The organism is Kitasatospora sp. NPDC057936 (assembly GCF_042887525.1).
Classification (GTDB): domain Bacteria; phylum Actinomycetota; class Actinomycetes; order Streptomycetales; family Streptomycetaceae; genus Kitasatospora.
Map to the genome: position 1 here is coordinate 58,401 of NZ_JBHVPD010000050.1, position 13,618 is coordinate 72,018.

The 13,618-nt window shown below is 74.8% G+C and carries 12 protein-coding genes; 4 read left to right on the forward strand and 8 right to left on the reverse strand.

The window, feature by feature from the left end; translation table 11 throughout:
* Positions 1–117: 117 nt before the first annotated feature.
* Together ACFVU9_RS25040 and ACFVU9_RS25045 are read right to left on the reverse strand one after the other, a co-directional pair.
* Positions 118–573, reverse strand: coding sequence for a hypothetical protein (locus ACFVU9_RS25040; protein WP_380445232.1), 456 nt, complete (start codon positions 571–573; stop codon positions 118–120).
* Positions 574–651: 78 nt separating this feature from the next.
* Positions 652–1,221 carry a MarR family winged helix-turn-helix transcriptional regulator gene (locus ACFVU9_RS25045; protein ID WP_380445231.1) on the reverse strand — a complete coding sequence of 190 codons (570 nt, stop codon included), beginning with the start codon at positions 1,219–1,221 and terminating at the stop codon, positions 652–654.
* 75 nt (positions 1,222–1,296) lie between these two features.
* Here ACFVU9_RS25045 and ACFVU9_RS25050 point away from each other — a divergent pair, with 75 nt between their 5' ends.
* The gene (locus ACFVU9_RS25050; protein WP_380506293.1) at positions 1,297–2,259 is read left to right on the forward strand and encodes an EamA family transporter; all 963 of its coding nucleotides are present in this window, start codon (positions 1,297–1,299) and stop codon (positions 2,257–2,259) included.
* A 63-nt stretch (positions 2,260–2,322) separates the two neighbouring features.
* On the opposite strand, the gene ACFVU9_RS25055 is transcribed toward ACFVU9_RS25050, so the two are convergent.
* The 4 genes from ACFVU9_RS25055 to ACFVU9_RS25070 all read right to left on the reverse strand — a co-directional run bounded on the left by ACFVU9_RS25055 (position 2,323) and on the right by ACFVU9_RS25070 (position 6,530).
* Positions 2,323–3,123, reverse strand: a complete 801-nt coding sequence (locus tag ACFVU9_RS25055) for a hypothetical protein (protein WP_380445229.1) — start codon at positions 3,121–3,123, stop codon at positions 2,323–2,325.
* A gap of 91 nt (positions 3,124–3,214) precedes the next feature.
* Complete coding sequence (locus ACFVU9_RS25060; protein ID WP_380445243.1) at positions 3,215–4,222, reverse strand: TolB family protein; 1,008 nt, start codon at positions 4,220–4,222, stop codon at positions 3,215–3,217.
* 86 nt (positions 4,223–4,308) lie between these two features.
* On the reverse strand, positions 4,309–5,619 hold the full coding sequence (locus ACFVU9_RS25065) for an MFS transporter (protein WP_387596860.1): 1,311 nt from the start codon (positions 5,617–5,619) through the stop codon (positions 4,309–4,311).
* A 5-nt stretch (positions 5,620–5,624) separates the two neighbouring features.
* A complete protein-coding gene (locus ACFVU9_RS25070) occupies positions 5,625–6,530 on the reverse strand; it encodes an alkaline phosphatase family protein (protein WP_380445227.1) in 906 nt (301 codons plus the stop codon).
* Between the two features lie 285 nt (positions 6,531–6,815).
* On the opposite strand from ACFVU9_RS25070, the gene ACFVU9_RS25075 reads away from it, so the two are divergent.
* Both ACFVU9_RS25075 and cobC read left to right on the forward strand, forming a co-directional pair.
* The gene (locus tag ACFVU9_RS25075; RefSeq protein ID WP_380445226.1) at positions 6,816–8,048 is read left to right on the forward strand and encodes a cobalamin biosynthesis protein; all 1,233 of its coding nucleotides are present in this window, start codon (positions 6,816–6,818) and stop codon (positions 8,046–8,048) included.
* Positions 8,045–9,097: an Rv2231c family pyridoxal phosphate-dependent protein CobC gene (cobC, locus tag ACFVU9_RS25080; protein ID WP_387596864.1), complete on the forward strand. Its 1,053-nt coding sequence runs from the start codon at positions 8,045–8,047 to the stop codon at positions 9,095–9,097. Before ACFVU9_RS25075 ends, cobC begins: the two co-directional genes overlap by 4 nt.
* 12 nt (positions 9,098–9,109) lie before the next feature.
* Here the strand turns inward: cobC and ACFVU9_RS25085 are convergent, their stop codons facing one another.
* Positions 9,110–9,925: an MOSC domain-containing protein gene (locus tag ACFVU9_RS25085; protein WP_387596867.1), complete on the reverse strand. Its 816-nt coding sequence runs from the start codon at positions 9,923–9,925 to the stop codon at positions 9,110–9,112.
* Complete coding sequence (locus ACFVU9_RS25090; protein ID WP_380445223.1) at positions 9,922–10,470, reverse strand: hypothetical protein; 549 nt, start codon at positions 10,468–10,470, stop codon at positions 9,922–9,924. Before ACFVU9_RS25090 ends, ACFVU9_RS25085 begins: the two co-directional genes overlap by 4 nt.
* A gap of 199 nt (positions 10,471–10,669) precedes the next feature.
* Between ACFVU9_RS25090 and ACFVU9_RS25095 the strand changes: the two genes are divergently transcribed.
* Positions 10,670–13,492 (forward strand): ricin-type beta-trefoil lectin domain protein, encoded by a 2,823-nt coding sequence (locus tag ACFVU9_RS25095; protein WP_387596870.1) that lies wholly within the window; start codon positions 10,670–10,672, stop codon positions 13,490–13,492.
* Positions 13,493–13,618 lie beyond the last annotated feature (126 nt).

Below are 13,618 nucleotides of genomic sequence, written 5' to 3' on the forward strand. Positions count from 1 at the left end.
GCTTCCCCCAGCCTCATCGAGCACAGGGAGTATAGGGGGCCCGGGGCCGGCGTGACCGACGGCGAGGAGGGCAGTCCCGATCCCGGCCCCCAGGCAGCTCGCCCACCCACCGGCCCTCTACGGCCAGCCGGCGGCGAAGGTGCCGTGGAGGGGGTCGGCCTGGTAGCAGGCGGGGCAGCGGAGGCGGGTGTAGATCGCCACGGGGCCCATGCAGACGTCCTCGCGGCCGTCGGCGGGGGAGGCGGAGGCGGCGGGGCGGCCGCATTCCAGGCAGCGGCGGGTGGGGCGTTCGGCGGTGGAGCAGGCGCGGCAGAGCATCCGTTCCGGGGTCTCGGCGTGGACGACGACGGGCTGGGGGCCGCCGGCGCAGAGGTGTTCGCAGAAGGTCCAGGTGTCGTCGGCCTCGGCCGCGAGCATCCGGGCGCGGGCCTCCTGCTGCCAGCGGGCCGCCTGCTGGATCGGGATCGTCACCGGCGGACCCCAGCCGGCGGCCATGAGCCACTCCCTGCCCTCGGCGCCGGCGGCTCGGAGCTGGTCGTCGACGGCGATGTCCCTGGGTGTCCTGTCCTTCATCGGCGTTCTCCTCCGGCACGGTTGTGCCGGGTCTAACGCGACCGGGGATCGGTTGGATACGTCGTCCCGCCCGGGGCGCTACAACCGCTCGACGTCTCCGTGGGCGACGAGCAGCTTCTTCAGCAGCGCGTCCAGCTGGGTGCGTTCGCCCTGGTCGAGGGGGGCGAGGAGGCGCTCCTCGTTCCGGACGTGGCCGAGCAGCAGCGTGTCGACGAGCTCCTTGCCCTCCGGGGTGAGCCGGACCAGGACCGCCCGGCGGTCGCCCGGACAGGGGTGCCGCTCGACGAGGCCCTTCGCGGACAGCCGGTCCACGCGGTTGGTGATCGCGCCCGACGTGACCATCGCGGACTTGAGCAGTGCGCGGGCGTTCAGCTCGTACGGCTCGCCGGCCCGGCGGAGCGTCGCGAGGACGTCGAACTCCGAGGTGTCCAGGCCGTGCTGGGTGAAGTACTCGCGCAGGGCGGAGTCGACGCGCAGGTTGAGGCGACGCAGCCGGCCGATCAGGGCCATCGGGCCGCTGTCGATCTCGGGGCGGGCCCGGGCCCACTGGTCGACGATGTCGTCCACGGTGTCGCGCTGCTGCACCTGCTCCTGCATGGCCTCCGCCTCCTCCGGCCGCTGTCCGTACCCGTTTATCTTAACCTTCACATACTTGACGTTCACAGATCCTCGGCGCACAATTTATCTCAACGTTCAGATAATCAACGTTGAGGGGAACCCGCCATGGACCGGAACCGCCTGGGAATCGCCGCCACCGCCGCCCTCGCCCCGGCCGCCTGGGGCACGACCTACCTCGTCACCACGCAGCTCCTGCCGGAGGGCCGTCCGCTGCTGCTCGCCGTCGTCCGCGCCCTCCCGGCGGGGCTGCTCCTGCTGCTCATGGGGCGCAGACTGCCCAAGGGGCGCTGGTGGGGGCGCGCGGCCGTGCTCGGGATGCTCAACATCGGGCTGTTCTTCCCGCTCGTCTTCGTCGGCGCGTACCGCCTGCCCGGCGGGGTCGCGGCGACCATCGGGGCGATCCAGCCGCTGCTCGTCGCCGGGTTCTCGATCGGCGTGCTCGGCATCCGGCCCGGGCGGCGGACCGTCCTGGCCGGACTGGCCGGGGTCGGCGGCGTCGCGCTCCTCGTCCTCAAGAGCGGCGCACGGCTGGACGGCGTCGGCATCGCCGCGATGGTCGCGGGGATCGGGCTGATGGCGATGGGCACGGTCCTCACCCGCCGGTGGGGCCGTCCCGAGGGCGCCACCATGCTCGACCTGACCGCGTGGCAGCTCCTGGCCGGCTCGGTCTTCCTCGTCCCGCTCGCCGCCGTCGTCGAGGGCGCACCGCCCGCGCTGACCGCCACCAACCTGGCCGGGTTCGCCTACCTCGGACTGTTCGGCACGGCGCTCGGCTACGTCCTCTGGTTCCGCGGCATCGAGCGCCTGGGGGCCGGCCCGGCGTCCTTCCTCGGCCTGATCAACCCCGTCGTCGCGACGATCGGCGGTCTGGTCGTCCTCGGCCAGACGCTCACCCCGTGGCAGGTCCTGGGCCTGCTGATCGCCCTGGGCGCCCTGGTGGCCGGCCAGTCCCCGGCCCGCACCCCGAAGCCCGCGGCACCGGCCCCGGCCCCGGCCCCGATCCCGGTCCCGGCCCCGAAGCCCGCGATGACGACCCCGGCTCCCGAAGCGGCACCAGCCGCCCGCTGACGTCCCGTGCCCCCGCCGAGCCCGCTCGGCGGGGGCACGGCGTCGGGGCGGGAGAGGAACGCGTCAGCCGGTGGCGCGGACGTAGATGTCGGCGGCGCCGGGAAGGCCCCCGGGGATGGTGGAGACGTAGATGCGGCGGCCGGTGGTCGTGGTGGGGGCGGCCGAAGCCACCGTCGGAGTGGCCGCGGGGCTCACGGTCACCGTCGCGGTTGCCGTCGCGGTCGCCGTCGGAGTGGGCGGCGGCGGGGTGTCGTCGTCCTCGTCCCTGTCCCCGTCCCCGTCCCCGTCGACGGCCGCGGGCACGAGCGCCGAGTCCGCCGGGGCCATCTCCGTGGTCACCGTCGGGGACGGCCCGGGGAGTTCGGGCGCCGACGGGGACGGCTCGGGGAGTTCGGGCGCCGACGGGGACGGCTCGGGGACTTCCGGGGCCGTCGTGGGTTCGTTGCCGCCGAGGGCCGTGGAGAGGTCGGGCGGGAGCGGGGCGGCGGGGCCCGGGTCGGGCAGGTCGTAGGCGCGCAGGAAGTCGGCGAGGCCGACGTCCTTGCCGCCCGCGACGCGGTAGTGGAGGTACGCGACGGCGGACCCGTCGGGCGCGTGGGTGTAGACGGAGCCGACGGGCACGAAGGCGCGGCCCGCGCCCGGGTGCTGGGACGGGTGGAGGCCGGCCAGGCGTTCGGCGCGGTCGCGGTCGGTCTCGCGGCCGCCGCCGCCCAGGGTGAGGGTGTTGATGCCCCGGACGAGCAGGGCCGCCGCGACGGAGACGAGCAGCACGAGGCTCACGGCGACGGTGCGGCGCAGCACCGGCCGGCCGTGCAGGGCGGGCCAGGAGTCGGTGACCACGCGCTCGGGCGGGATTCCGTCCACCGTTGTCGCTCCCCCGTTCGATCGAGCCGTCACCGTGCTCGACGAGGGACCGCGGCCGAGAGTTCCTCGACGTGCTCCGCCGCCCCCTCGCTCACCCCACGTACGCGGGGGCGACCGCGGCCGTGGTGACCCGCCGGGCGGCGCCGGTGCCGTCGGCCGGGACGGTCCACAGGTCGGCGCCGTAGTCGCCGGGGAGGGCGTAGAGGAGGGTGCCGGTGTCGCTCCAGAGTGCCTGGTCGTCGATGTTGCGCTGCTCGGCGGTGGCGGTCTCGGTCATGGTGGCGAGGTCGAGGACGTAGAGCCGCCACGGCGAGTCGGCGGGCAGGCCGGGCACGCGCTTCTTGTAGGCGACGCGGGTGCCGTCCGGGGAGAGCGAGGGGCACTCGACGTCGTCGTGGAGGGTGGTGAGGGTGCGGGCGGCGAGGTCGCCGCGGACGAGGTGGGTGGTGCCGCCGGAGGCGAGGGTCGCGTAGAAGGTGTTGTCGTCGGCGAAGGTGACGCCCCAGATGTTGACGTCGTGCGCCCGGAACGGCTGCCCGTCCTTGATGACGTCGAAGGTCTCCAGGTTCTCGCGGAGGTTCCCGTCGCGGACGTCGACGATCGAGGTGCGGGTGGAGAAGTCGGTGCCGGCGTAGGAGTCGCCGCTGACGAAGACGGTCCAGGCGGCGAAGTGGCCGGAGGGCGAGACGCGGGCGCGCGTGGGGATGCCGGCGGCCGGGAAGGAGCGCGTCTCCTTGAGGTGGTCGTCGAGGACGACGGCGCGGTAGGTGTCCTCCAGGGCGCCGTGTTCGGCCTGGAGGCAGATGCCGGTGCCGCCGGCGGTGTGGAAGCGCAGGCACTTGACGCCGGAGGCGGTGCGGGGGCCGTCGGCGCGGTCGGCCGGGACGGTGGTGAGCTCGTCGCGGTGCGGGCCCCACGCCATGTTGCGGAACACCAGCCGTCGGCCGTCCGGGGCGGCCTTGAGGGACACCGTCCCGGACGAGACGGCCGGGCCGCCCGCCTGCGGCCGGTCGCGGCGGGCGGTGCGGTCGGAGGCGTGGAGGACGGCGCCAGTGCCGACGGATCCGAGCAGCAGGACGGCGACCAGCAGGATGAGCACCCTGGCCCGGTTCCCGAGGGCCCGGCCCTGGACGGGCCGGTCCGGAACGGGCTCGTCGAGGAGCGGCTGGTTCTGGAGGGGCTGGTTCACGAAGACACCTCACGGGCGGGTTCGCGGAGCACGACGGCCGCGCCGACGACGCACAGGGCGAGCGCGCCCGCCGACCACGCGAGCGCGGTGGAGCCGCCGGTCGCGCTCCACAGCGCGCCGAACAGCAGCGAGCAGGCGAACCGGGCGAGCGCCTGCCCGGTGCCGACGAGGGCGAGCCCGGCGCCGCGCTGCTCGGCGGGCACGGTATCGGCCGCGGCGGCCGCGAGGACGCCGTCGGTGGCGGCGTAGAAGGAGCCGTGCAGGACGAGCACGCAGATCACCGCGGGCAGTCCGCGCAGCGGCGAGAGCAGCAGCCCGTACGCGAGGAGCAGCAGCCCGTGCCCCGCGAGGAACAGCGTGCGGCGGCCGATCCGGTCGGCGAGCAGGCCCATGGGCACGGCGAGCAGGAGGAAGGCTGCGGCGGTGCCGAGCGGCAGCAGCGGGAACAGGGTGATGGACAGGTCGAGGCGGCGCTGGACGAGCAGGTAGACGAACGAGTCGCTGACGGTGGTGAGTCCGAGCAGGACGGCGCACACGGTGAGCCGCCGGAGCCCGGGCAGCCGCAGCAGCCGCAGGCCGTCGCGCAGCGAGGGGGCGGCACGTGAGGGCTCGTCGCCGGTGAGCCGGTTCGGCACGAACAGCAGCAGGACCAGCACGCCGAACACCGCGACGCACGCGCTGACGGTGAACACCGCGTCGTAGCCGTGCCGTTCGCCGCCGTCGGCGAGCAGCGGGCCGCCGGCCAGGCGGAGCACCAGGAACGCGGTGAGCGGCCCGAGCAACGCGCCCGCCGTGTCCATCGCGCGGTGCACGCCGAACGCCCGGCCGCGGTGCGCGGGGTCGCTGGCGAGCGAGATCATCGCGTCGCGCGGGGCGGTGCGCAGGCCCTTGCCGGTGCGGTCGACGGCGATGACGGCGCCGATCAGGGGCACGGTGTGGGCGAACAGCAGCAGCGGCTTGCACAGCGCCGACAGGCCGTAGCCGACGGCCGCGACGGCCTTGTGCCGGGGTGCGCCGCCGGCGCCGCGCCGGTCGGCGAGGTGGCCGCCGGCGAGGCGGACGAGCGCGCTGAAGCCGTTCTGGATGCCGTCCAGCAGCCCGAAGCCGAGCGGCGAGAGGCCGAGCCCGGTCAGCAGGTAGAGCGGGAGGACGGCGCTGACCATCTCGGAGGAGATGTCGGTGACCAGGCTGACGGTGCCGAGGGCGATGACGGCCCCGGGCACGGCGCGCAGGGCGGCGCCCCGCCGCCCCGGCGGTTCGGCCGGGGCGGCGGGGGCCGTCGAGCTGCGGGATTCCGCGACGTACACGGGCGTCAGTTCCAGATGCCGGTGATGTCGTTCGCGCTCGCGGAGTTGCCGGCGTGCGCGCTGAGGCCCGCCAGGTCCTCCAGCGTGTGCAGCACGTCGTAGTGGTTGTAGCTGGTGGAGGTGCTGCTGCCGGGGGCGACGTGCGCGCCGTAGACCACGGTGGGGATGCGGTTGCCGGAGAGCTTGTTGTCCTCGTCGAAGGTCATGACGAGCAGGCTGTTGTGGCTCCTGGCCCAGTCCGCGTAGGCGGCGAGGTTGGTCTGGATCCAGGAGTCGCCGGTGCCGACCGAGCAGTCGTGCATGTCGTCGCAGAGGTCCGGGACGACGAACGACACCTTGGGCAGGGTGGTGAAGTCGGCCGGGAACGCGTCCATGCCGTACGCGCTGGAGGTCGGGACGTTGCCGAAGCCGAACCAGGGGTTGTGCTTCTGCGCGTAGTTGTCGACGCGGCAGTCGGTGGCGCCGACGCCGGGGATGCCCTCGTTGTAGCTGGCGAAGGTCTGGCCGGCGTCCAGCAGTTCGGAGGCCAGGTTGGGCGCCTGCATGGTGCCGACGTCGACGCAGCTGTCGTCGGTGACGCCCTGGGAGCTGCCCGAGAACAGCATGTAGTAGTTGGGCTGGCTGGGGTGGGTGAGTGCGTAGGACTGGGTCAGCGTCGCGCCTCCGGCCACGAGGGTGTTGTTGACGTAGGGCGCGTTGGAGCTGCCGACCACCTGCGAGTAGGCGTGGTTCTCCATGACGACGACCACGATGTGGTCCGGCGTCGGCAGGGCGGCGGCGGTGTCGGCCGCGGCGTCGCCGGTCGCGGCCCACAGGCCGAGCGAACCGGCCGAGAGGCCGAGGGCCGCGGCGAGCGCGGTCAGGGTGCGGCGGCGAGGAGTGCCGGGGGTACGGAGTCGTGCGAAGGCCATGGGGGTCCTCCGGGCGTCGAATGTGCTTCGGGCTTGATGGGGGTTGAGCGCCGAAAACAGTAGGATCGCCGCGGTGTCGTGTACCGCACAAGACAAGTGAAGAACAGACGAACAGCTGCCGCCCGCGCGCGGGCCGCCCCACCGACGTCACAGCCGCCGGCGATTGACCCGTTCCGGCCGGGCGTGGTGGGATCACCTGGGCTTTTGGCCGTCGGGGCGGGTCCGGACGGGGCCGGCCCGAAGCCGGGTCAAACCCTGGTCAAGGAGCGAGCTGAGGAGCTGGACGTGATCGGGCTGGTCGCCGTCAACGGGTCGCTGCGGCCACTCGCCGCCGAACTGCACGCCGCCTGGCCGGACAGCAGCAAGGTCTACCGGGCCTCGGCCGGCAACTGCTTCGGCCCGCCCGAGGCGATCACGCTGGCGCTCGTCGAGTGCGAGTACGTGATCTGCTTCGCACCCCTCCCGGGGGCCGCCCGCCTGTTCGACTACGCGGGCCACCTGAGCAGCAAGGACAAGGGCCTCCTCTGCGTGGACCCCCTGCGCCGGTACGTGATCCCGCTGAGCAGCGACCCCGCCACCGCGGAGCTGGCCTGGGAGGTGGCGGCCGTGCTCGGCGTCCAGCCGGTGATCACGGACCGCCGGGACCCGCGCGAGACCGCGCTCGCCGAGCTGGCCCGGCAGGCCGCCCCCGGGACCGGGACCGGCGGCCCGACAGCGGCACCCGCGGAGGAACCCGTCCTGCGGATCCCCGACCCGCGGGACCCGGACGACCCCGACAGCGACCTCGCGGTCCTCCCCCGCACGCTCGTCCTCGGCATCGGCGCGGGCAGCGGCACCGAGGACACCGAGGCGATGCGGCTGCTCATGGACGTCCTGCGGGAGACCGGACTGTCCCGCCAGTCGATCGCCCGCATCGCCACCGTGGCCGGCAAGGGCGACCACCCGGCCGTGAACTGGGCCCGCTGGTGCCTCGGCCGGACACCGGTGGACGAGCACCCGGCGGACGTGCTCGCGACCGTCCCGGTGCCGAACCCCTCCGCCGCGGTCGGCGCCGCGGTCGGCACCGCGAGCGTCGCCGAGGCGGCGGCGCTGGCGAGCGCGCCCGGCGGCGAACTCGTCGTCGCCAAGCGGAAGTCGGCGCACGCGACGATCGCGATCGCGCGGACGGCGCTGCGCGGACGGCTGACGCTGGTCGGCCTCGGCCCCGGGCCGCACGACCTGCTCGTGCCGCGCGCCCTGGAGGCGCTGCGGAGCGTCTCGGCCGTGGTCGGCCCGCCGGACGCGGTCACGGCGGCCGCCGGACTGCTGCGCCCGGCCACCCGGCGGATCGCGACGGACGACAGCGCCGGGGCCGCCGCCACCCTGGCCTCGCACGGCCACGACGTCGCCCTCGTGGCCCTCGGCGACGGCGCCGCGCTGAGCGTGCCGCCCGGCGCGTACGACGTCCTGCGCGTCCCCGGTCTGCCCCTCGACGTCCGGGACGCGCCCCGGGAACAGCACCAAGGAGACCCCGCGTGACCCGAGCCGAACCCGACCTCCGCCACCACGGCGACGCCGAGGTGCGCGCCGACGGGCTCGGCCTGGTCGACCTCGCCGTCAACGTCCGCACCGGTACGCCCCCGCCCTGGCTGCGCGAGCGCCTCGCCGCCACGCTCGGCGAACTGGCCGCCTATCCGGACCAGACGGCCGCGCGCGCGGCCGTCGCCGCGCGGCACGGACGGCCGGTGGACGAGGTGCTGCTCACCTCGGGCGCCGCCGAGGCATTCGTCCTGCTGGCGCGCGTGCTGACGCCACGTCACATCACCGTCGTGCACCCGCAGTTCACCGAGCCGGAGGCGGCACTGCGCGACGCCGGGCACGCCGTGCACCGGGCGCTCCTGTCGCCCTCGGACGGCTTCCAGCTCACCGCGGGCGCCGTCCCGGAGGAGGCCGACCTGGTCGTCCTCGGCAACCCGACCAACCCGACCTCCGTCCTGCACCCCGCCGACGCCGTGGCCGCGCTGGCCCGCCCCGGGCGCACCCTGGTGGTGGACGAGGCGTTCATGGACACCGTGCCCGGCGAGCGCGAATCCCTCGCCGCCGCCCGGGACCTGCCCGGCCGGGTGGTCGTGCTGCGCAGCCTCACCAAGACCTGGGGCCTGGCCGGGCTGCGGATCGGCTACGTGCTCGGGCCCGCGCCGCTGATCGCGGAGCTCGGCGCCGCGCAGCCGCTCTGGCCGGTCTCCACCCCGGCGCTGGCCGCGGCCGAGGCGTGCAGCGCGCCGGCGGCACTGGCCGAGGCGGAGGAGGCCGCCGCCGAACTCGCCCTGTGGCGCGCGAACCTGCTGAAGGGCCTGGCCGGTTTCCCGTCCGTCCGGGTGCACGGGGAACCGGCCGCGTCGTTCGTCCTGGTCCGGCTGCCGGGCGCGGCCGCCGTGCGGGAGCGGCTGCGGGCGCGCGGCTTCGCCGTCCGCCGCGGGGACACCTTCCCGGGCCTCGGCGAGGAGTGGCTGCGGATCGCCGTCCGGGACGAGCCGACGACCGCGCGCTTCCTGGACGCGCTGGCGGCCGTGCTGGACGAGGCCTGACCGGGCCCGTCCTCAGCGCAGCGTGACGGCGTCCCCCACCGCGATCGGCCCCGGCGCCAGCACCTGCGCGTACACGCCCGCGCAGGGCAGCTCCGGCATGCCCTCCAGCGGCACCAGGCGGTTCTCCGCGGCGAGCACCCGCAGGGCGTCCGCGCTGCGCGGCAGCGGTCCGTGCCGCAGCGTCGGCACGGCGCAGCGCGGGGTGGGCACCAGGACGCGCAGGCGCAGGCTCGGCCCGATGCCCAGTTCCCGCCCCACCCAGCCGTTCTCGACGTAGCCGGTGCCGCCGGTCCGGATCACGGCGTTCGGCCGGTAGCGCTCGGCCTGCGCACCCGCGGCGCCGAGCGTCGAGGTGGTCAGGAGGTGCAGCGGCGCGAAGTCGAAGAACGTCCCGTCCGGCGCGGCCCGGCCCAGCTCGTTGACGGTGAAGGCGACGTCCTCCCCGATCCCGCGGGCCAGCACCTCCTCCGGCACGGCCCGCTCGATCGTCGCCCCCGGCGGGCGTTCGGCGATCAGCTCCACCTTGCGGCCGAGCGCCTCCGACAGCGCTGCCTCGTCCACGCCCCGGCCGTCCGGGCCGGTGATCGCCACCGTGCCGTCCGCCGCCGTCCCGGCCGTGAAGCCGAGCAGGCCGGCCCAGAGCCGCGGGTGCTTGGCGCTGGCGATCCGGCCCGTCCCGATGTCGCGCAGGGCGCGGACCCGGTCGCCCGCGAGGCCGCGCCCGGTGACGTCCGCGCGCGGCAACTCCTCCCCCAGCAGCGACTTCACCGGGTACCGGCGCAGGCGCTCGACCGTCCCGACGACCGTCCCTCCGGCGTCCCCGCTCACTGCCCGGCCTCCACCCGCTCGCCGTCCTCCGCCCACTCCCGGAGCGCCGCGAAGTGCAGCTCCCCGAGCCCCGCCCGGGGGTCGACCCAGAGCGGCAGGGCCGGACCCGGGTGGTGGGCGGCGATCCACTCGATGTCCTGCGGCCCGAGCTCGTCGTCCAGCCAGACGAAGGGCCGGCCGGCCGCCCAGGCGACGAGGTCCCGGGTCTTCCAGTGCAGGCCGTCCGGGTCCTCGCGGAAGACCTCCGTCCAGCGGATGTACGGGAGCTCGGGCAGGCCGATGCGGGGGCCTATGAAGGTGTTCGCCTCGTCCATCCAGGTGGTCGCCCACACCAGTTCGTACGGCAGGGCCAGCAGCTCCGGCCCGTGCAGCGGGTTGAGCCACACCCGCAGCGGCTCGACCTGCTCGCCCGGCCCCGGCCGGCGGCGCGCCACCCAGGAATCGGGCAGGACGTGGTGGGTGTCGTAGCCGTCGGGGCGCTGCTCCCCGGGGGCTGCGTAGGGGTTCAGGGGCCCGTCGACGTCGATGAGCAGAAGGGGCGTCATACCTGTTCATCCTGACCGTCCCCCGCCGGGTTGACTACCGGGTTTCCGGCCCCGGGGTGCTAGCGTCGCGGCGGCCCGGAAGAACCTGCCCGGGCCTCCACACGACAGAGCGTAAGGTCGGCAGACTCCGTTGATTTCCATACCGAGAGCGGCACAGCGCCCGCTCGCCCCGCGCGGCAGACGGGCCCTCGGCGCCGCCGTGGCCACCGTACTGGCCGGCGCGGCCTTCGGGTTCGTCCCGGCGGCCGCCGCCGCGCCCGCGCAGGGCTCGCTGCAGGATCAGTTCCGGGCGGCGGCGGCCGAGTTCCGGGTGCCGGAGGGCGTGCTGCTCGCGCTGTCCTACCAGGAGACCCGCTGGGACTCCCACCGGGGCGCGCCGAGCACGACCGGCAACTACAACGTCATGGGCCTGACCCAGGTCGACGTCGCCGCGGTCCGCGCGGCGCTGGCCGCCGGGCCGGGGCCCGACACGGCCGACGGCCGCGGCGACGACCTCCCGCCGCGGCCGGTCTCCGGCACGCCCACCGCGCCGCCCGTCGAGGACGGCCCGGAGCTGCACACGCTCGACGCGGCGGCGGCGCTGATCCACCGTCCGGCGGACGACCTCAAGCGGGACGCCGCGCAGAGCGTCCGCGGCGGTGCGGCGCTGCTGGCCGAGTACCAGCAGGAGTCCCTGAAGCAGAGCGGCCGGGGCGCCTCGGCGGACCCGAGCGCCTGGTACCAGGCGGTGGCCCGGTTCAGCCGGTCCGGGGACGCGGGCGCGGCGAACCCGTTCGCCGACCGGGTCTTCGACACGCTGCGCAAGGGCGTCTCCCGGCAGACCGCCGAGGGCGAGACCGTCACCCTCGCGCCGGTCCCGGTCCCGAGCGTCCCGTCCACGGCGGCCCGGGCCGCCGCGCCGGCCCCGCGCACGGCCACCCGCGCCGCGTTCGTCACGACGGCGGCCGACACCGCGCCGACGGGCACCGCCCCGGCCACCACGGCCACCCCCGCCGCGGCGGCGGCCGACGGCAGCGTCGAGTGCCCGGCCTCGCTCGGCTGCGACTTCCAGCCCGCCGCGTACGCGCTCACCAACCCGAACGACCCGACGTCCTACGGCAACTACACCAAGGCCAACCGCCCGGACGACGGCGACCGGATCCAGTACATCGTCATCCACGACACCGAGGGCGGCTTCGCCGGCTCGATCTCGGCGTTCCAGAACCCGAGCAACCAGGCCAGCGCCCACTACATGGTGCGTTCCTCGGACGGTCACGTCACCCAGCTGGTCAACACGAACAACGTGGCCTGGCACGCGGGCAACAAGACCGTCAACATGCACAGCATCGGCGTCGAGCACGAGGGCTACGCCTTCCCGACCGACCGCCCGACCTGGTACTCCGAGCAGCTCTACCAGTCCTCGGCCGCGCTGGTCGGCTACCTGGCGACCCGTTTCGGCATCCCGCTGGACCGCCAGCACATCATCGGCCACGACGACGTCCCCGGCCCGCTCCAGGCGAACGTGGCCGGGATGCACTGGGACCCGGGCACGTTCTGGGACTGGTCGCACTACATGGACCTGCTCGGCGCCCCGCTCAAGGCGGGCATCGGCGGCCTGCCGGCGGTCGGCGGCAAGGTCACCATCACCCCGGCCTTCGACGCCACCAACCAGCCCCCGGTGACCGGCACCGCCGACCGCCCGGAGAACTTCGTCTACCTGCGCACGGGCCCGGACCCGAGCGCCCCGCTGATCAACGGCGGCTCCACCAGGGCCGCCGACTGGAGCGACAAGGCCGTCACCGGCGCCTCCTACGTCGTCGCCGACCTGAGCGGCGACTGGACGGCCATCTGGTACGACGGCCAGAAGGCCTGGTTCTACAACCCCGGCGGCCAGAGCGCGACCGCCGACAACCGGCCCGGCCAGACCCTGCTGACCCCGAAGTCCGGCGCCGCCTCCATCCCGGTGTACGGGCGCAGCTACCCCGAGGCCTCCGCGTACCTCCCGTACCCCGCGATCACCGCGCAGGCCGTCACCCCGCTGAACGCCGCCGTGCCGGCCGGGCAGTCCTACGTCGCGGCGAGCGCGGCCCCGGTGCAGTCCGACTTCTACTACGGGCAGAACATCGACGGCAGCGCCCCCAACGACCGTACGCTGGTGGTGGGTTGCGACACCTACTACCCGATCCGCTACAACCACCGGCTGGCCTTCCTGAAGGCCTCCGACGTCGCGGGCGCCCCGGTCGCCGGGCCGTGCACCCAGGCGCCCACCCCGAGCGCGGGCGTGCTGCGCGGGGCGGGCTCCGGCCGCTGCCTGGACGTCCCGTTCGCGAGCCAGGCCAACGGCACGCAGCCCGACATCTGGGACTGCAACGGCGGCGGCAACCAGCAGTGGACCTACACCCCCGCCGGCCAGCTGACCGTCTACGGCGGCACCAAGTGCCTCGACGCCTACAACAACCAGACGGCACCGGGCACGGCCATCGACATCTACGACTGCAACGGCGGCGCGAACCAGCAGTGGCGTCGCAACGCCGACGGCACCGTGACCGGCCTCCAGTCCGGCCTGTGCATCGACATCACGCAGGCCGCCACCGCCAACGGCTCCGGCATCGCCCTGTGGACCTGCTCCGGCGCGGCCAACCAGCAGTGGCTCCGCACCGGCGCGCTGCTCGGCACCGCTTCCGGCCGCTGCCTGGACCTCCCGTTCGCGAGCCAGGCCAACGGCACCCAGCCCGACATCTGGGACTGCAACGGCGGCGGCAACCAGCAGTGGACCTACACCCCGGCCGGCCAGCTGACCGTCTATGGCGGCACCAAGTGCCTCGACGCCTACAACAACCAGACGGCACCGGGTACCAAGATCGACATCTACGACTGCAACGGCGGCGCCAACCAGCTGTGGCGGCTCAACGCCGACGGCACGGTCGTCGGCGTCCAGTCCGGTCTGTGCATCGACGTGACGCAGGCGGCCACCGCCAACGGCTCCGCGCTCTCGCTGTGGACGTGCTCAGGCGCGGCCAACCAGAAGTGGACCCTGGTCTGACCCCCGACCGGTAGGCACCGGAAACGGCCGCAGGCCCTTCCCCCGGGCGGGGGACGGGCCGGGGCCGCTCCGGAGCGGTGCGGCCGGTAAGACCCGGGCCGCCGACACCACCGGCCGGGGCGTATA

Coding starts and splice junctions, on each gene's coding strand:
- ACFVU9_RS25040 (WP_380445232.1), bottom strand. CDS start 573: ATGAAGGACAGGACACCCAGGGACATCGCCGTCGACGACCAGCTCCGA.
- ACFVU9_RS25050 (WP_380506293.1), top strand. CDS start 1,297: ATGGACCGGAACCGCCTGGGAATCGCCGCCACCGCCGCCCTCGCCCCG.
- ACFVU9_RS25070 (WP_380445227.1), bottom strand. CDS start 6,530: ATGGCCTTCGCACGACTCCGTACCCCCGGCACTCCTCGCCGCCGCACC.
- ACFVU9_RS25090 (WP_380445223.1), bottom strand. CDS start 10,470: ATGACGCCCCTTCTGCTCATCGACGTCGACGGGCCCCTGAACCCCTAC.